Origin of the sequence: Vibrio sagamiensis NBRC 104589, from assembly GCF_007990935.1 — a bacterium.
Taxonomy (GTDB): Bacteria; Pseudomonadota; Gammaproteobacteria; order Enterobacterales; family Vibrionaceae; genus Vibrio; species Vibrio sagamiensis.
Window position 1 is genome coordinate 11853 of record NZ_BJXJ01000011.1, and the last position, 19205, is coordinate 31057.

At 38.5% G+C, this 19205-nt stretch carries 14 protein-coding genes; 6 read left to right on the plus strand and 8 right to left on the minus strand.

Translation table 11 applies throughout. The annotated features are described in order from the left end of the window. Nucleotides 1-459: 459 nt before the first annotated feature. Nucleotides 460-1848: an SLC13 family permease gene (locus VSA01S_RS06930; RefSeq protein WP_039980573.1), complete on the plus strand. Its 1389-nt coding sequence runs from the start codon at nucleotides 460-462 to the stop codon at nucleotides 1846-1848. Between the two features lie 106 nt (nucleotides 1849-1954). Here the strand turns inward: VSA01S_RS06930 and nagB are convergent, their stop codons facing one another. Then, the gene (gene nagB / locus VSA01S_RS06935) at nucleotides 1955-2755 is read right to left on the minus strand and encodes a glucosamine-6-phosphate deaminase (RefSeq protein WP_039980558.1); all 801 of its coding nucleotides are present in this window, start codon (nucleotides 2753-2755) and stop codon (nucleotides 1955-1957) included. A gap of 339 nt (nucleotides 2756-3094) precedes the next feature. Next, the gene (locus VSA01S_RS06940) at nucleotides 3095-3448 is read right to left on the minus strand and encodes a MaoP family protein (protein ID WP_039980557.1); all 354 of its coding nucleotides are present in this window, start codon (nucleotides 3446-3448) and stop codon (nucleotides 3095-3097) included. Between the two features lie 148 nt (nucleotides 3449-3596). Here VSA01S_RS06940 and VSA01S_RS06945 point away from each other — a divergent pair, with 148 nt between their 5' ends. After that, nucleotides 3597-4490 (plus strand): LysR family transcriptional regulator, encoded by an 894-nt coding sequence (locus tag VSA01S_RS06945; RefSeq protein WP_039980556.1) that lies wholly within the window; start codon nucleotides 3597-3599, stop codon nucleotides 4488-4490. A 90-nt stretch (nucleotides 4491-4580) separates the two neighbouring features. Here VSA01S_RS06945 and VSA01S_RS06950 read toward each other — a convergent pair whose 3' ends face one another. Next, nucleotides 4581-4784, minus strand: a complete 204-nt coding sequence (locus VSA01S_RS06950; protein ID WP_039980555.1) for a hypothetical protein — start codon at nucleotides 4782-4784, stop codon at nucleotides 4581-4583. 273 nt (nucleotides 4785-5057) lie between these two features. On the opposite strand from VSA01S_RS06950, the gene VSA01S_RS06955 reads away from it, so the two are divergent. Both VSA01S_RS06955 and VSA01S_RS06960 read left to right on the plus strand, forming a co-directional pair. After that, nucleotides 5058-6425, plus strand: coding sequence for a DNA-3-methyladenine glycosylase 2 family protein (locus VSA01S_RS06955; protein WP_039980554.1), 1368 nt, complete (start codon nucleotides 5058-5060; stop codon nucleotides 6423-6425). Then, the gene (locus tag VSA01S_RS06960) at nucleotides 6422-6937 is read left to right on the plus strand and encodes a methylated-DNA--[protein]-cysteine S-methyltransferase (RefSeq protein ID WP_039980553.1); all 516 of its coding nucleotides are present in this window, start codon (nucleotides 6422-6424) and stop codon (nucleotides 6935-6937) included. The genes VSA01S_RS06955 and VSA01S_RS06960 overlap by 4 nt, the downstream gene beginning before the upstream one ends. Before the next feature lie 149 nt (nucleotides 6938-7086). On the opposite strand, the gene nhaD is transcribed toward VSA01S_RS06960, so the two are convergent. Continuing rightward, entirely contained in the window at nucleotides 7087-8523 is a 1437-nt protein-coding gene (nhaD, locus tag VSA01S_RS06965) for a sodium:proton antiporter NhaD (protein WP_039980552.1), read from the minus strand. Between the two features lie 751 nt (nucleotides 8524-9274). On the opposite strand from nhaD, the gene VSA01S_RS06970 reads away from it, so the two are divergent. Further along, complete coding sequence (locus VSA01S_RS06970; RefSeq protein ID WP_039980572.1) at nucleotides 9275-10129, plus strand: alpha/beta fold hydrolase; 855 nt, start codon at nucleotides 9275-9277, stop codon at nucleotides 10127-10129. A 400-nt stretch (nucleotides 10130-10529) separates the two neighbouring features. Here VSA01S_RS06970 and VSA01S_RS06975 read toward each other — a convergent pair whose 3' ends face one another. From VSA01S_RS06975 to VSA01S_RS06985, 3 genes are all read right to left on the minus strand, one after another. After that, the gene (locus VSA01S_RS06975) at nucleotides 10530-13070 is read right to left on the minus strand and encodes a glycosyl hydrolase family 18 protein (RefSeq protein ID WP_039980551.1); all 2541 of its coding nucleotides are present in this window, start codon (nucleotides 13068-13070) and stop codon (nucleotides 10530-10532) included. Between the two features lie 515 nt (nucleotides 13071-13585). Then, a complete protein-coding gene (locus tag VSA01S_RS06980) occupies nucleotides 13586-14014 on the minus strand; it encodes a DUF2850 domain-containing protein (protein ID WP_158000767.1) in 429 nt (142 codons plus the stop codon). A 386-nt stretch (nucleotides 14015-14400) separates the two neighbouring features. Continuing rightward, nucleotides 14401-14787, minus strand: coding sequence for a DUF2541 family protein (locus VSA01S_RS06985; protein WP_039980550.1), 387 nt, complete (start codon nucleotides 14785-14787; stop codon nucleotides 14401-14403). Nucleotides 14788-15275: 488 nt separating this feature from the next. Here VSA01S_RS06985 and VSA01S_RS06990 point away from each other — a divergent pair, with 488 nt between their 5' ends. Beyond that, nucleotides 15276-17009 carry a hypothetical protein gene (locus tag VSA01S_RS06990; RefSeq protein WP_039980549.1) on the plus strand — a complete coding sequence of 578 codons (1734 nt, stop codon included), beginning with the start codon at nucleotides 15276-15278 and terminating at the stop codon, nucleotides 17007-17009. 85 nt (nucleotides 17010-17094) lie between these two features. Here the strand turns inward: VSA01S_RS06990 and glgX are convergent, their stop codons facing one another. Next, entirely contained in the window at nucleotides 17095-19050 is a 1956-nt protein-coding gene (glgX, locus tag VSA01S_RS06995; protein WP_039980548.1) for a glycogen debranching protein GlgX, read from the minus strand. Between the last annotated feature and the right edge of the window lie 155 nt (nucleotides 19051-19205).

The window sequence follows — 19205 nt, forward strand, 5'->3', positions numbered from 1 at the left end:
TGGATTATTTCTTTTCTTTCACATTTTGAGTAGTAGTTTCCAAATACAAGTCGTTTAAATTACTTCATTGTGCATATATATTCATTGACTGTTAGTGATGTGATTCTGACGGAGATCATGAAATAAATTCAAGGAAATGAAATGTTGATTTTTTGCTCTTTAGTTTTGTGAGTAAAAATAGGGAAGTGATTTTTTATCCTTGATATAAATAAGGTTTTTTGCTTGGTTGATTATTGAGTTATTAAATGACCATAAAAATGTGATTGGAGTATAAGCTCAACTCGTAACAATTTGTCAATATTTTTTAGTGTGAAATTTAACCATTGATCCAATATACATTAAAAGTGTCACTGTTATTATGATGTGTGTTAAATAAATAGCAATAAAATTTATATATTTAGTCAATGTGTGGGAGTATGTCGCGGGCAAAATAGCCTAATAAGGAATATAATAATGACTATAAATGTGAGTGATTCCATAAGCAATGAGGAAAGTAGCAGTTTATCTTTTTTTAGTCTGCAGAATCTCATTATTGTTGCTGATATTATATTAGCATTGTGCTTATACAATTTTTTACCTTTCGGGGAGCCTATCGTACTCGGCATCACAATGTTAGTGTTTATTGCGATACTTTGGTTAACGGAAGCTGTTCACGTTACTGTAACCGCGATTCTAATACCGATTATTGCCGTATTAGCGGGTGTGTTTGACACACCAACCGCGTTGAACAATTTTTCAAGTCCGATTGTCTTTTTGTTTCTAGCAGGGTTTGCAATTGCTGCAGCTATGCAAGGGCAAGGCCTTGATAAAATTATTGCCAATAAAATTTTAGTTTTATCTAGAGGGAAAATGGCAACAGCAACACTATTTATGTTTGGTACAACAGCTGTACTTTCTATGTGGATCAGTAATATTGCTACTACAGCAATTATGATGCCCATGGCGCTGGGAATGCTGAGTAAAGTTGATATTGAAAAAGAACGTAGTACCTATACTTTTGTTCTACTAGGTATTGCTTATAGTGCGAGTATCGGAGGTATTGCGACGGTCGTTGGATGTGCACCTAATGCTATTGCAGCGTCTGCAGCCGGTCTTGGATTCTCTGAGTGGTTCAGCTTTGGTGGTCCAACTGTAGTAATGTTGTTACCTGCAGCAATTGTCCTTTTGTACATTACATTTAAACCTAACCTAAATGATGCGTTTGAGGTCGACGATCAAAAAGTGGAGTGGACTCAAGGTAAGTTGATTACCGTTAGTATATTTCTATTCACTGTTACCAGCTGGATATTTAGTAAACCATTGAATGCCCTTTTGGGAGATATCGCTAAGCTTGATACTATTATTGCGTTGATCGCTATCGTTGCGATTGTTATTACGCGTGTCGCAAGTTGGAAAGATATCGAAAAAACCGCAGATTGGGGTGTACTGTTATTATTTGGTGGTGGTATTTGTTTGAGTAATGTTTTGAAGACAACTGGAACCAGTGCATTTTTAGCTAATTCCCTTAGTGAATTTGTGATGAATTTTGGTGTGATTGGAATGATTATTATGATCATATCTTTTGTCGTTATTCTAACTGAATTTGCTAGTAATACCGCTAGTGCTGCTTTACTAATCCCTCTTTTTGGTGGTATTTCGGAATCATTGGGTTTATCTCCAATTGTGATGTCGGCTCTGATAGGTATTGCAGCTTCTTGTGCATTCATGTTACCTGTAGCGACCCCCCCTAATGCGATTGTTTACGGGACGGGATTCATAAAGCAAAACGAAATGATGAGAGTCGGTGCTATTGTCAATATCGTGGCAGTGATGATTTTAGCTGTACTGGTGATTAATATATGGATTTAGATGTTAAAAAGATAACGGATTAAATCCTGTTGCTAAGCAAAAGAAAACCCCGTGTCTATAGGCACGGGGTTTTATATAGATATCACATTAACTTGGCGTGTAAGAATTAAAAACCCTTGATGTTTTCTGCTTCTAATTCAGAGAAGTATTTAACGGTTTTTATCTTCAGTTCTTGCTGTGATGGTTCATCACAAACAATCACTGCCTTAGGGTGTAATTGCAGAGCAGATACAGTCCAAAGGTGGTTTACACTACCTTCTACTGCAGCTTCGAGTGCCAGTGCTTTACTATGTCCAGTAACCAGAATCATGATTTCTTCCGAGTCAAGTAATGTACCTACACCGATAGTCAGTGCGTACTTTGGAACTTGGTTGATATCGCCGTCAAAGAAGCGGGAGTTTGCAATACGCGTATCTTCTGTCAGAGTTTTGATTCGGGTACGAGAAGACAGAGAAGAAGCTGGCTCGTTAAAAGCAATATGACCATCGTTACCCACTCCACCCATGAATAGATTGATTTTACCATAAGACTTTATTTTATCTTCGTAGCGTTTGCACTCAACGACATGATCTTTGGCATTGCCATTTAGCAAGTTGATGTTTGCTTCTTGGATGTTTACGTGATTAAAGAAGTTGTGGTACATAAATGAACGATAAGACTCTGGGTGATCTGCTGGGATGCCAATATACTCATCCATGTTAAAAGTCACGACATGTTCAAAATTGACTTTACCTGCTTTGTAAAGTTCGATTAATGCATTGTATGTTGCTAGAGGAGTGCCGCCAGTAGGTAAACCTAGAACAAAAGGTTTTTCTGCAGTTGGTTTAAAGTCATTGATACGCTTAGCGATATGTGCTGCCGCCCACTGGCCTACTTGTGCTGCTTGAGATAATGGGATAAGTCTCATTTTGTGCCCCTAGTTATTAAATGTGTGATGTCCTGAAACATTAATTCGCATTATAAAATAAGTGGGTGTCAACTGCTATTGTTTTAAGTCAAAATTTTGCCTTTTATTTGAATCACTCTTTTTGAGTCACTTATTTTATTGGCTTTCTGCTTAGACAGTAGACAACTAGAGGATAGCTGATCGATATTGATTTAGGAAATATCATTTAATTTTATCTTTAAATTAAGGATATTCAGACATTTACGAAAATGGGCAGTAACAATATAAGTATGATATATGGTAATGAAAAAGCTCATAATAATCTGAGCTTTTTCTTTATAAATGAATTGATTAAGTTATTTAGCTTGCTTCAGTTAAGCTCTCTTCTGAATAATCTTCAATCGTATCGGGTTTGTTACGTCCATTTAATGTGTGGAATCGCTTACGGCCGCGTGCAAGTTGCACGTATTTTAACCAGGTGCGTTCCAATTTACTTTTCGCTTTACCCGGGTTAACGAGTACCTTCACGAAGTGCTTTTCTTCGGAGTTCTCTGGAGTTAACTCGCCAGACTCTAAGCCAAGCATCGTATCCCCATAAATCGTTAGGATCTCCTCTTCTGAAAGAGTAAAATCGCCGGACTTTGCAAAGCCGCGTGGAAATTTGACGTTATCGTAAAAACGTTTTTTGCCGTGACGGAATTCAGTGTCAGACATATCGTACAGCCTCTGTAACTTTTCGTATTGAGTGTGAAGAACTAAAGTGAAATTAGGCTTAAAACTTGCAAAAGAAAAACAAAAAATTTTTGTCGTCAAAATTTAAATTAGTTGTTAATCTGATTGCATAGTAACCTGGAGATGGTTTATGGATGTAAAGGTTTTTCGAACATTTCTAGAGCTGGCAACGGTTCGGCATTTCGGCAAAGCAGCGGAAAACTTGTACATTACTCAAGCTGCTGTGAGTGCTCGCATTAAGCAATTGGAAAGTTACTTTGATACGCAATTGTTTATTCGTGATCGAAATAACATAAAATTAACCTCTGCAGGTGAGCGTTTAGTGAGTTACGCTGAAGTTATGGTATCGACTTTGCATCAGGCGAAACTTGAGTTGTCTTTAGAGGGTGGTAAAGGCTTGCAGCTGACAATGGGAGGAACGCCAAATGTTTGGGACGCTTATCTACAAAATTGTCTCAGTGTTGTTACTGACTCTTTCGGTGGTTATGGTTTTATGGCTGAAGTGATGGGCCGAGAGATGCTGAGTCGTGGTCTTGTTGAACGAACATTAGACATGGCATTTGCTTTTGACCAAATCAAAGCAGATGAGCTTCACTGTAAGAAAGTTGCAGACGTCATTTTGGTTTTAGTTTCTACCGAGCCTGATTCTTTACACACGGTTTTTCAGAAAAAGTATGTTTATGTTGATTGGGGAACTCGTTTTGCTTCTGAGCATGCAGAGCGTCATTCAAAAGCACCTACCCCTTTTTTGCGCACATCGACGGCACGTATCGCACTGGACTTTATTTTAGAAAAGGGGGGCAGTGCTTATCTACCCACGTCTTTGGTTGATCCTTTTTTGAATAGTGGGCAGCTGCATAAAGTCTCTGGTATAGAAAACTGGTACCGCCCGATCTACCTGAGTTATCGTAAAGCCAGCTCTTCTGTTATTGCTATTGCTCAGGTTGAAAAAATTGTTAAAGAAATTAACCCATTGACTGCATTTAGCTTACAAAAGATGGCAGATATAGTGCTTAATGACTAGCGGTTTGCTTCTGAAATTTATTTTCGTTGTCTAAATATGAAAAGTGAAGAGGGTAATTATGTTGTTTGCTTTCTTCACTTTTTACATGGATTAAAGGTTCATCAAACTCTCAATAGATTCTTCGATATCGTTGTAAAAATAACTATGGATATTTGTACCGTCAGTTGTATTTATTTGTACTTCTGAGATTTGATTGTCACAATCATGTTCGAGTACACAAATTGAATGTTCTACTGACTGACTCGTGATGATCTTTTTATTTTTTAAAACAATAATACACGTGTGTAAATCCATTACTTTTCCTTTGTTGACCTTGCCAAATTGATTCCTTGCAACAAATTTAGTTTACAGAAACTTGAGTGCAAAAAATTCTTCCTATTCAGTTCCGAAAATGACTATATTTCAGCAATTTTTACCGTAGAATCCTCAGTGATGTGTCTAATTGAATTGGAATATTTGACTTTAATATTAATGATTTGAGCAAAAATTTCATCAAAAGACACAATCAAGCTGATTTTTCATCTTACAATAATTCACTAACTGTATATGTTCTAGGCTGATTATATAATGTTTATCCATCCTCATACATCTTTGACATTTGAGCAATGTCAAAAAGCAAGAATGTCAAGAGACAGTCGCTTCGATGGTTACTTTTATATTGCCGTGAAAACAACAGGCATTTTCTGTAGACCGATATGTCCAGCAAACCTACCACAAGAAAAAAACATTGAATACTTTATTGATAAAAATCAAGCATTAAAAGCTGGGTATCGTCCGTGTTTGCGCTGTCGTCCAGACAGCTTACCAAATACTTGGGCTTGGAAAGGAACTGAAACTACTTTTCAACGTGCGTTGAAAATGATTGAGTGTGGTGCGCTTTATCAAGGATCTTTAGTGAAGCTTTCTGAGCGCTTAGGTATATCTGACCGTTATTTAAGAAAACTCTTCAATAAATATTTGGGTATATCACCAAAACAGTATGCACAATATCAGCAATTGTTATTTGCTAAGCATCTCTTACATACAAGTTCGATGTCTATAACAGAAATTGGGTTTGCCTCGGGTTTTAATAGTATAAGACGTTTTAACGATTCTTTTAGAAAAAAGCTTAATTTGACCCCATCACAAGTTAAAAGGAGGAAGTTTTCAAGTATGGCCACTCATCAGTTAGATTTACCATATAAGGGACAGTTAAACTGGCAACATATGCTGGCATTTTATCAAGTACGTGCCATTGATAGAATTGAACGTGTTACTCAAGATAGCTACCAGCGACATATAATGATTGATGATTGTTGTGCTTACTTTGAGGTTAAGCAAGGCTGTGGTCAGCTTGAAATGTCGTTTGATATTGAAGATATGACTAAGCTGCAATACTTAGTAGCAGCGGTGCGGAGAATGTTTGATTTAGATACTGATATAAAGCATGTTGAAGAGCACTTAGTGCATGTTGACCAACAGCTTGTCTCAGTGCCCGGGTTGCGTATTCCAGGTGTTTGGAATATTTGGGAGGCGGGGGTTCGGGCGATTTTAGGCCAGCAGGTATCAGTCAAAGCGGCAATAGGGCAACTGAACTTGCTGGTGAGTACCTTGTGTGAAGATGAACAGAAACGTTACTTTCCAACGCCTGAAATGATTGCCCAAGCTGATGTGAGTTTTTTGCGTATGCCACAAAGTCGCAAGGACGCGTTGGTGCGTTTTGCTCAATATATGCTTGAAAACCCAGACTCGAATCCTCAGCAATGGCTTGAGCTGAAAGGAATTGGACCTTGGACGGTGAGTTATGCAATATTGCGTGGTCAATCCCATCCTGATTGCTTTTTAGACAAAGACTTGATCATAAAAAAAGCCATTAAAATGAGGCCTTCAATCAATGCTGATAGTGTGTCCCCCTGGGGAAGCTACGCTACATTTCACCTGTGGAATCAATCATGAAGACTTACTTTACCAAGATACAAAGCCCATTAGGTAACATTACTTTACAAGCTAACGAGCTCAGCTTGTTGGGTATTTGGTTTGAAACCTGTACGACAAAGCCCCTTGATTTGGGTAAATGTGATCGATTACACCCGATACTTCACAAAGCGGTCATTCAGCTAAACGAATATTTTTCAGGCTTACGTACTCAATTTGAATTACCAATATCGACTTCGGGTACTGAATTTCAACGTCAAGTATGGCGAGCTTTGATGACAATTCCATATGGAGATACCTGGAGTTATCAAGATTTAGCTAATGCGATTGGCAACCCTCGTGCAGTGCGAGCCGTTGGCTTAGCAAATTCTAAAAATACACTTTCTATTGTTGTTCCTTGTCATCGCGTAATTGGTAAAAATGGAAAACTTACCGGATACGCTGGTGGTATGGAGCGTAAGAGGGCTTTAATTACTCTGGAGAAAAAGACGTTGATGAAAACGGTAAACGTGCTTGATGGGTGTGTTGTTTAGTAGTCTACTGAATCAGAGAGAATAAAGGTTTATTCAACTGAAAGTGAGTGGTGTGTGATTAACACTACTCACTTTTAATTTGTGCCGATTTTTATTTTAAACTATTAATCAATAACTTTCGATTCTAAAATCATAAGTTGTAGACAAGCTTAAACTTGAACGAAGAGGTGTCCGTTCAACCATAAATGAGCTGCAATACTGATGGCGTAGCCCAATGCGATCACCGGTGCCCATCGAAGGTGTCCAAAGAAGGTATATTGTCCGTGAGCTGCTCCCATTAAAGCTACCCCAGCTGCTGATCCAATGGATAATAAGCTGCCACCAACTCCCGCTGTTAAAGTTACCAGAAGCCAGTTCCCCATTGACATGGTTGGATCCATAGTTAGCACAGCAAACATCACCGGAATATTATCCACAATAGCAGAAAGAATCCCTACCATTACGTTAGCCCAAACAGGGTGCCACTCGGTGTACATGATACTTGATACTAGTTCTAGGTACCCAAGCAAGCTGAGACCGCCAACGCACATGACTACGCCGTAGAAGAATAATAGAGTATCCCACTCGGCATGAGAAACACGGCGAAAGACGTCAAATGGAACAACGGAGCCCAAACGTTTCAGTGCACTATCGTCACCATTTGCGATCGCAACTGCGGCTTTCTTTGCCAGTGAGTGCTTGAGAGTTTTGCGCAGAAAGTAGCCAAAAAATTGTAAGTAAGCCAAGCCCATCATCATGCCGACAACGGGTGGGAAGTGTAAAACAGCGTGGAAGGCTACTGCAGTGGCAATTGTAATAATAAATAGAACCACAATGCGTCTTGCTCCACGTTTCATTTCAACGTGCTCATGCATGATATCTGGCTTAGTATTTGGAACAAACATCGACATGATCATTGCAGGAATAATGTAATTGAGTAAAGAAGGGATAAATAGAGGTAAAAACTCAATAAAGTTGACGTGGCCCGCTTGCCAAACCATCAGCGTAGTAATGTCACCAAAAGGACTAAAAGCGCCACCTGCGTTGGCAGCAATAACAATATTAATGCAGGCTAAATTGACGAAGCGAGGGTTATTGCCAGAGACTTTCATGACAACAGCACACATTAGAAGGGCCGTCGTTAGGTTATCAGCAATGGGGGAAATGACAAAAGCCAGAGCACCGGTTAACCAAAAGAGTGACTTAAAATTGAATCCTTTACCAACCATCCATGCTTGTAAAGCATCAAACAGCCTCCTCTCTTCCATAGCATTGATATAGGTCATGGCAACCAATAGGAACAACAGCAGTTCAGCATATTCAAGAAGATTATGTTCGAGAGCTGCTTGTGCAATAGCGGTTTGGTTGTGCTGAGCGAACGTATAACCAATAAGAATCCAAATTAATCCAGCCGCTAATAACACGGGCTTGGACTTACGCATTTGTAGGTATTCTTCTAACATAACCAAAAGGTAGGCGATGGTAAAAAAAGCGAGTGCGGCATAGCCGACAGTAGAATTTACAAAATTGAGGTCACTGTTTGTTGCAGCTACGCTTGCATTTGAAAAAAGCAAGCAAAACAGAGCGGCAAATAAATTAAGTGGCATCGGTATTTCCCTCTTGTTGTATTGGAAAAAAGTAGCCTTGCATGATAAGTAAATATTGATAGTTAGGGCTTAAAAAAACTAAAGAATTTTAGTGGAAATAGTTTGTATTTGTTGTGAGTCGCCGCAATCCATTAGGGTATTAAAATGACAATTTTAACGAGTGGGAGGTTCATCTCATTATTTATTCTATTACTTGGATGTGACGATTTTTAAAGACTGTTGCGCCTAATAAGAGGTGATTCTGAAAAAGCTCATAACGAAGTATATTAAAAAATAACGATGTTATATCTGGTTGTTTTTAAAATTACTATCAGTAAAGGCAAATTGTAATCTCTCGGTCTTCTTAATATAAGTCTTTGAGCACAAAAAATGTTTTTGATTGCCATAATGTCGCTTAAATAAGTAGAAAATTTACGGTAAATATAGCAGTTATAGCGATGTCTTTTCGGGTCTGAAAGTAACTAAAGAACGAATAAATATTTAAAGGTAGGATGAATTAAAGGTTTGAAAAATTCAGTAGGTTAAATAACTCGCAGTTTTTATTAAAGCGAAGATAAGCAAGGCTCAATGTTAGCAACTCACTGGACGCTAATTGGGTAAAATAGGGAGATTATCAATTGAAGACTCAGTTAAAAGAGGTCATTATGGTACAAGAAGTGGCTCACCTTTTTATAAAAAATTTAGAGTAAACGTTTGAGATGCTTCATCTGATTGAAAATTAAGCATGATGCTAATTATTGAGGACATCGTCATGAGTGAAAAGATTTATTTCAATACTTCGGAGCGATTCGGCATTAAACGCAGCTTGGTTAACGTAAGTACACGTCTTCACCATACCTTAGCTCCAGTTCATGCAAAGAATACAGCTCGCCGATTGTTGCTAACTCCAGCAAGAAAGCCATCTAAAAATAGTACACCGGATGGCTTACTTCATGGTGAAATTCAAGGCTTTAATGGCATAATAAAAACCTATAGTTTGGGAAGCGGCCCCACTTGGATTTTGACTCATGGCTGGTCTGGTTCAGCAAGCCAATTTTTCCCACTTATGAAGCATATTGCGTCGTGTGGTTATACAGCATTGGCTTATGACCAACCAGCTCATGGGAACAGTGAGGGCCAATATGGGCATTTTCCTGCATTTGTTCATGGATTAGAGGATGTCCTCGACTCTATCGATGATGTTGAGGGCTTAGTGGGACATAGTATGGGTACAGCTTCAGCCTTGGAATGTAAACATTGTAAGCTGACAGATAAACCATTCTTATTGATTGCTCCGGTGCTGAATTATGTTGAAGATATGTTTGGTCGTATCAAGCAATCTGGTTACTCAATGAAACTGTTTAAAGCCGTGGTATCTGAGGTAGAAGCTCAGTTTGATTTTCCACTTGAGTTGGTTAATCCACAAAAACGTTTAAGTGAACGAAAAGGTCGTACTGTTATCGTTCATGATCGTGGTGATAAATTTACTCGTCATGATGTTTCATTGCACGCAGCAAATACCAATGAGCATGTTGAACTGATATCAACCCAAGGACAAGGGCATGGTAGAGTGATGAAGTGTCAAGAAGTCTTTTGTGCTTTTGAACTGCTTACAGAAAGTAATTAATAGTTATTTAATTACATCCACAGGAGTAAATAAGTAATTATCGAGGTATATTATATACAATGAATGAGCCAATATGCTTTTATTTCAATCTTTCTAAACAAAAGAGCGTGCCTTTATTTAATAAATTTAACACAAGGTAGAAGCGACAGATAAAAAGTAGAGTTTACACTACTTCTGAGTCTTTGCTAAAAATCATCAAACTATTCAGGTACACTGATATAAGATACATTGGTGATTTTTTATATGGTGAAATCACCCATTGGAAATAACAAATCGACCAAAATTACACTCATAATTCTTGAGCCCTCTTGTTTTTGATGCGTATGTATACCCCTGAGGAAAGGGCAGTAAGTACTGCCCTTTTAATAAGGTTTAAAATACAGTCTTAATGCTAATTAAATCACCTACAGTTTTCGGGGCCGACATTCTTCCAAACTCCCCATTTCCCGGATTTTGTCGGGTCATCACCCTTAGTCCACCATTTAGCTTCCCATGTTTGTCCTGCGTGTGTAACCCGATCACCACCATTGTAAACTGCATTTTGTTCCCATGCATTCTGGCAAGTGCCACCTCCTGTGCTGTGTTTATTTACTGCTACTGTTGCACTCGCGGAAGAGGTTGTTTTACCATCACTTACGCTGACGGTGAAATTAAGAACGGTGTCCTGTGCGTATTCCTCTGCGATGAATGTGAGGATTCCACCATTAACTTCCGCAACAATGTTTGAAGGGGCTGACCAAGTAAAGGTGAGTGAGTCATTGTCAGTGTCACTCGAAGCAGATGCATCGATAATGACGACATCACCAGCATTGACTGTTGTAGGTGCAGAAATCTGAGCAATTGGTGGGGTGTTTGGTGGATCAATGGGTCCCTCTGGAGTCAGTCTTACAGTAACAAGGTCAGAAGCTTTTGCACCTTGGTTATCTGTGACGGTTAGTTTGAAAATAAACTGTTCTTCAGTTACTACTTTGCCAGCTTCAAAGCCGGATGTAGCACTATTGGCATCGACCAAAGTGACGGCATTGCCTGACACTTGTTCCCACATATAACTTTCGATGGTTCCATCACTATCACTTGAGCGGCTTCCATCTAAAATCACGCGAATAGGGCCAGTAATTGTTTGGTCTGCACCAGCGCTTGCCACTGGTTTTCTATTAGGAGAGGGAACGGCACCACCGGCCATACTTTCATGCATTGCATTGAGAATATCACCATTATCTGCGTCAATTTCCCAAGAGAATAGCCCTGCAAGACCTAAAGTTTTAGCATAATTTCCTTTAGCAAGAATTGAGCGATGATCGTCAAAAGTGATAAGTTGGCCTGTTGAGCGGTTCCAGACCCATGGAGCTTCGGCTTGTTCATCATAACCATATTCATAACCGTTTACCCCTACATTATTATCCCCGAGCATAAAGGATTTAATGCCCTTATAATCAATCACACCATCTTCCCATACACCTTGTGCTTCACTGCCTTTTAGCTTACCTGTGGCCGTACCAGTCATAGGGTCATTTGGATCACTTAATGTGTCTGGTGTTACCCCCTCCCAACCACGTCCATACATGGCCGCGCCAAGCACAAGTTTATTAGCAGGCACACCTTGAGCGAGAAGTAATTGTATGCCGTTATCCGAAGTGTAAGCTGGGCCTTTGTATTTCTCACCATTTTTGTCTGTACCACTACCATCACATTGACCAGGGCGCATAAAAGTACCACAATATAAAGCAGTTTGATGCCCAGGAACATTGCTCCAACCACCATAAAAGTCGTAAGTCATGGCGAAAATGTAATCCATATACTGAACAGCATCAGCATAGTTTACGTCTTCAATTTTATCGTAGCCGACGCCGATAGCTGAAGTAAGTTCGTAGGTTCTTCCTGTGTCTCGCTCCAGATCATCGAGCATAACTCGTAACTCGCGCATTAAAGCAACATAAGCTGGTCCATCATTGATTGGGTCGCCTTTATCTGTTGCAGCACCACCGCCCCCAGGGAATTCCCAATCAATATCGACGCCGTCATAGAACTTCCATGTCTTTAAGAATTTCTTCACTGAAGCGACAAAGATGTCACGCTTAGATTTGTCAACGAAATCATAGAAAGGATCAGATAAAGTCCAACCACCAATAGAGGGTAAAATCTTTAAATCAGGATTACGCTGTTTTAATGCCATCAACATGGCATAGTTACCTTTAATTGGTGTATTGTATTCATGAGCCGCCTGTTTGAAGCTTTTTTGGTAAGCAGCCCATGGATCATGAATTACTACTTCATAATCATTGACACCACGACATGCCGTTTGTAAAGCATTAAAACTGTTACCGCCTACTTCTTTTAATGATTCATTAGGGCCACAAATAGGTATAAAGCCGTAAATAATATGTGTTAAGTTATCAACGGGCAGATTATCGACAGTGTAATCACGACCATAAATTCCCCACTCAACAAAATAAGTGCCCATCACAACACTTGGGTCAGTATTGAAGCTTTTATTATTAGGATCAATATTCATGTCCAATGGCTTCAAATGAGATCCGTCTGTATCAGCAATAGTGATTTCCCGTGGAGCACTTTTTGAACAACCGGATTGGTCACAGGCTTCGATTTCTAACTGGTAAAGACCGCCGCTCGGGTATTCAAATGAAACGCTGGTTTGGCTTCCCTTTATTGCTCCTGTTGCGACTTTTGATCCATCAAAATAGACATTATAAGTATCGCCAGTTTTACCACTCCATTGGTTAAACTTGATATTTATTTTTGCTTTCTCATGGTAAGTGACCATATCGTTATAGCCTGATGTCGTCTCCATTGCCAGATCAATCTTGGAAAATTGAAGGTTATTGGAACCATACATATCAATACTTGGTTTTGTTGGTGCTGCATTGGCAGCTCCAGTTAGTGCTAGAGTAATCCCTACCGCACATAGATTGAATCTAATCATAACTTCTCTCTCAACTCTTAGTTCATGCCCGTTACTTAAGGGACACAATCTGCCTTAATGTGACATTTACGATGTGTTTACATAAAAAACAAAATCATCACAATTAGCATTTCAGAAACTTTTTTTTTTTCAAAAAAAAATAAATCAAGATTAGACAGCTATATCCAAAAAATGCATAAACTCGACATTTTATTGCATAAAAATGATGTATTAAGCCAATTATCTATAAATAGCTAGCATGATTGGAATTTATGGTTCACTTATTGTTAATAGAATGTAGATGATTTTACTTTTGATGTATCGAGCGTCTGTTTGCTTTAGAAAAAAGATTTTTTGTTTTTAAAATTACCTAACTTTATTCATCGATCTATCAGATGCTTAAGCATTAAATAAGTACATATAAATAGTGATTAAAGTAGTGTAGGTATGATTTACTGTATCTACAGTTTGTATAATTAATCCATACTAAACAGTTTGCTTAGTGTCGATGGGTTCTGAAGGTTGGGATTGAGAGGTTAGTCTTTTTTGACGTCTTGTAGTTTCTTTAGAATAAAACGTTGTTGGGGGAGGGGAGGGTGTACCCGATGCAGTTGAGGTGATACGTAAGTCCCTGCTAATTTGTAAATGGATTCTCCTATACTGTGATTGATCGTTACGAATTCACCATCAAAATCAAATTGTGTTGCAATAAGTCTACCATTACGAAAGACACCGTTTTGGCCGAGAGTAAGCTTTTCTGATTGAAAAGATGGAGCATCTATTTCTACCCATTGACCATAAACATTATCCGGAGCAACAAACCTGTAGTATGAATCTATGATTATCTTAAGAATGACTGAGACAACAAGACTAAAAATAACAACACAAATAAACTTTAAGTGATGACTATTTGTAAGAAAACTCAAAAGAGTTCGAGACTCTGGCTTTTGCGTAGTTTTTGTCATGGGTGGCCTACTGACTATTGTTATCATGTTTAAAAGCTTTTGCTTCAAAGGCAAGAAGTCTCTCTTGATCATTTTTGATTTATGATCTTTGTACACTTCTCCATTTAAGTCATACTTGTTAATAAAAGCATAGCCAAGAACTTCAGGGTATGAGCTTTTTCTTATTTCTCAGGATGATAAATCCATCTGACCGTTTCAGTCTAGTACCTCTCAATGATGAAAATGTTTTAACTCGATTTATGCCTGCCCTAGCTAAAATTGACTGAGTTTTTATTTATCGAGGGCGACGAGTTAAGCCGCCATTAAGTCAAATTATATCAATGGTTTAAATTTTAATACTCCATGTTGGGCCTGCTGAATTCAAGTAAATGCTTATAAGTTAATGGTTAGCCATTCTTTTCTTTACCATAAACGCGAACGCCAGCTTTTGACCCTTTGGAATTACCATAAACATCAATATTTTTTACGCAGCGACGGTAACCAAAATAACGCCAATCTGTTGTATTGTCTTTTCTTAAGTTACGATGAAAGTGGATTGTTTGTTCTTCACCATTTTGAAACTTCACCACCGCTTTTCTTAATTCTAAATTTTTCTCTGCTTTTATTTTGATAGCATTAGTATTACGGCACACTATCATAGGAATTTTTGCTGCCAGATTACCGTGCTCAAGCAAAATTGTGCGCCCAAGAGTAAACTTATCATCAGCATGAACAGGTACTATCAAAGTAGATGCAGTCAGTGCTGCTGTTAATAATGTCGTGATTAATTTCATTAGAATTTATAACCTCAATAAAGAGTGAAAGTTCAAGTAATATGCATCTTCGCGTATACTTGTGTTTGTGAGTATTCTTTTACAGAATGGGTGTCAGTATGGTGATTTAGATCAAGTAAATCACTTTCTTTGGATGAAAGATGCTAAAGAAGGAAAACGGCCTTCGTTTGAAATTACCCTGAATTATAGGTAATAATGTAAGTTAACTTTTTCATTAAGTTCGCATTTTTTCTTATAATCTTTACACTTGGTTTGGAAAATACTTACATGATGGAGTTAATACTAAGGTATCCTGAACAATCAAAAGGTATTCATCGAATGTTATGATGTGTAATTGCTTAGATTAGAAAATCATTTTAGGGATTATTGTTAGTGATACCTGCCATGAAAGTCAGTTAGCCATATGACTTAAACATAGAAGTGATCAGAGATGATATAGGGGTACTGGCTTTAAGCAGCTAGAGCCAAACATAATAACGGAGTTGGTCGTGAAAAAAATTATATTAGCTATTTCTATTGGTGCAGCAGCTGCAGGAGTCGGTTATTTGTACCAAAATCAAGATCAAAAGAGTGCTGAAACAAACTTGTTACTCTCACAAGTACCAGCAGATACATTAGCACTTTCATACCTAACAAAGCCAATTGACCACTACGAGTATGCGAATGCCTTTGGTTACACAGGTCAACAACCTATGGCCGATTTATTCATTGGAGAAGAATTGACACCGGGTCAAAAATTTATCATCGATTTTGTTGATGCATATACGTCAGCATCAACTTCTTCAGAGTCATTGAAATCATTTTTGGGTACAGGCGATCTAGTCAACCCTGTCATGTATACATTAGGCTTAGTTCCGGTATATAAGTTGCCACTTGAAACCCCTGCTGCTTTTTGGCAAACATTGGATAAACAAGAAGCGCTTTCTGATGTCAAACATGAAATGATCAAGTTGGAAACGGTCGAATATCGTCGTTACACGTTAATACCGGCAACCACTGACAATGAAGAAATTAACTTAGCAGTTGCTGTAGTAGATAACATCTTAACTATCACATTGGATATCCCAAGTCTTGGCTCTGAAAACCCTTTAAAAACTGCGTTTGGCTTGACGGCGCCTAAACTAAGTATTGCTGATACTGATCGTTTAGAAAAATTACAAGAGAAATATGGTGAAGATAATAACTCATTCATGTTTGTTGATTTTCGCCAAATTGTTGAAGGCCTAACTTCAACTGATGGCAATCAAATGGCTCGCCAAGTAATGGCTTTAGATTTAGCTACTGAACTTGAAGCTGCTCGTGCACCTGAATGCCATAATGAACTTTCTCAAATTGCTAAAAATTGGCCGCAAATGATTGCTTTCACGCAATATGCTGTTGAGAAAGGCACAGCGAGCATGAAAGGAGGGATGATCTTTGAATCAAATAATCAAGCTATTCTTGATGCACTTAAATCAATTCGTGGAGTAGTGAGTGATTCTCAAACAGATAAGAGTATGTTTAGTGTTTCGCTCGGTGTTGATGCTGGTGCACTAGCATCTGCTGTTGGTGAAATCTGGAGTGATTTGACGATGCCGAGCTACCAGTGTAGCTTTTTATCCCAAGCTCAGCAGAATATTAATCAGCATAACCCTTCTCTAGCTGTTAGTATGGGTTCTGGAATGGTTCAAGGCCTAAAAGGTATAGGCCTAGAGATGTTTGGTGTTGATATTGATACTAACGGACCGGATGGTCCTGAATTGGGTCAAGTTGATGGCATCATTTCAGTTGCAGCAGATGACCCAAACAAGTTACTTCAAGTGGCACAGGGATTGGCACCAAATTTACAACAAGTAACCATTAAGCCAGACAATAAACCTGTAAATATTGGTGGGATTGTTGAACCTTACATTGGTAAACACATGGATATTTATCTTCGTTTAAACAATGGGCACCTTGCTTTGTATCATGGAAAAAATGCAGAGAAAGTTAGCGAAGAAATCATGAAGCAACCTCTTACTGCAAATGGATTGATGGATTTTTCTTTAGACACTACACGTGTTTTAGAGGTAATGGAGTCTGCTGCAAAAATTACAGGGGAGCCGATTCCTGAAGATATCATTATGAGTCTTCAGAGTCAGCTAGTAACAGACTTTTCATTTGATGTAACGTCGAAAGGTCTTCAATTTGACTTTTCTTACCAAGGCTCAATCAAACCACCGGAAAAAATTGCTCAACAATAGTGAAATAACAAAGGCCTCGGATGGAAAAGTGATAGAAGTATCGCTTTTCCATTTTATTTGTTCTGAGTACAGGGACTGAATCTGTTTATACTTGGTAATGAAGAATAATTATTGATGTTGGTGATACCATTATGTCACCTTCAGCATCGATTAAACAGATTCTGCTGAGTTTTGTATCACACAGAATTTGCCATTTTTGGTTACGGTCTGTAGGGAGAGTAAAACGAACAGACTTTTTGCTTTGGTTGATTAAATACAGCATTTCTTGTCCATTTTGAGCGATACCTAGATGAAGAGAGACAGAGTTAACCCGGTTCCAATCTTCATGACGCATTAACCTTCCATCTAAACTACGCCAAAAAATGCGATTTTGATTTCTATTCTTGCCACTAAAAGCGCGTATAAAAGGGACCATGTATTGTTGTCGCTGAGCGACCATCTGAGATAACCATATTCTAAAAGATTGTTTATCTATTGAAGTGTTCCAGTCTAGCCAACTGGTTTTATTATCTTGGCAGTAAGCATTATTGTTACCACCTTGGCTATGGGATAATACATCGGCTAAAAGTATATGCGGTATGCCGAAAGCAAATAATAAGCTGGCAAGAAGATTTCTCTTTTGTTTTTCACGGATCGAAATGATATTGGTATCGGTGGTTGGTCCTTCGACACCATAGTTACAGGAGCGATTATCACCATGACCGTCTCGATTCTCTTCCCCATTAGCCTCATTGTGCTTATGCTGATAAGAAACTAAATCTTGCAGTGTGAAGCCGTCATGGTACGTAATGTAGTTTACGGTCAACTTATGTGGCCAGTTGGCTGCACTGTAAATATCCCTTGAACCCATGAGTCTCGTTGCGAAATCCTTAAGATAGCCTTGATCACCACGCCAAAAGCTTCTTGTGACGTCACGTAATTTATCATTGCATTCATTCCATCCTATAGGAAAGTTGCCGACTTGGTAACCATTTGGACCAATATCCCATGGTTCAGCTATGAGTTTTGTTCCCCTCAAAATTGGATCTTGTGCAACAGCAGCAAAGAAAGCGGCTTTTTGGTTGAAGTCTTGACCTTGTCGTCCAAGAGTTGCGGCAAGATCAAATCTGAATCCATCGATCTTAAATTCAGTTACCCAGTAGCGCAGTGTATCCATCACTAAATTTAAGGAAGGCTGGTAGGATAGATCAATTGTATTCCCACAACCCGTAAAATTTGTAAAATTGTCACCGTGTTTAAGATAATAATGTGGATCAAGTATTTTTAAGTTGAAGTTTGTGGGTCCACTACCACCCTCAGCAGTATGGTTATAAACCACATCTAGAACTACCTCAATACCATTTCTATGCAGTTCTCTAATTGTAGTTTTTAATTCACTTACCGCATCATATTGGGCATATCTTGGATCAGGTGCCATAAATAGATATGGATTATAGCCCCAATAGTTCACTTTTTTCATTTTGAGCAAATGTGGCTCATGCATACAAGCTGCGACAGGCAGAAGCTGAAGGGTATTAATATTTTGTGCTTTATAGAAATTAAGCATTTCTTGAGAAACAAGACCTAGGTAATGGCCTCTGTGACTTACATTAATCTGTGGGTGTTGCTGAGTCGAGCCTTTGACATGGACTTCAAACAAAACCATTTCTTCTATAGATATGCGAGGGTGGGTAGTATTTTGCCAATCAAAATTATCATCGATAACAACACATTTTGCCAGGTCGAAACTCTTTTCAGGACTAAAAGGAGGTTCATAAAAGAGCGCTTTATCTAGTGACTTTGCATATGGATCAGAAATCATAAAAGTTTGCTCTTTATCACTAACAATGAAATTGTATCTCTGACCTGCTTTAATATCAGGGATAAAAGTATGACGAATTCCGGCAGAATCACTGGGTAGATCGTATAGGACGAAATCGCCTTTATCATTAAATATAGCGAGCTTTATCTCGTTACAATTTGGCGCATGAATAGCAAAGTTACAGCCGTCGTCGGTTAAGGTAGCGCCTAGAGGGTAAGGTCGAGAATGTGAAAGTGTCATCAGCAGTTCTTAGAGGATTCAGATTTATGATAAGTAAAAAGCTTTGTTTCAATTAGGTCAACTACTGGAATTCAAAAGTATGACTATGATTTCAAGGTTTGATTCATCGTGCTCGCTTTGAAGGTTTACCATCAAATATTGTGACGTTGTTCAAG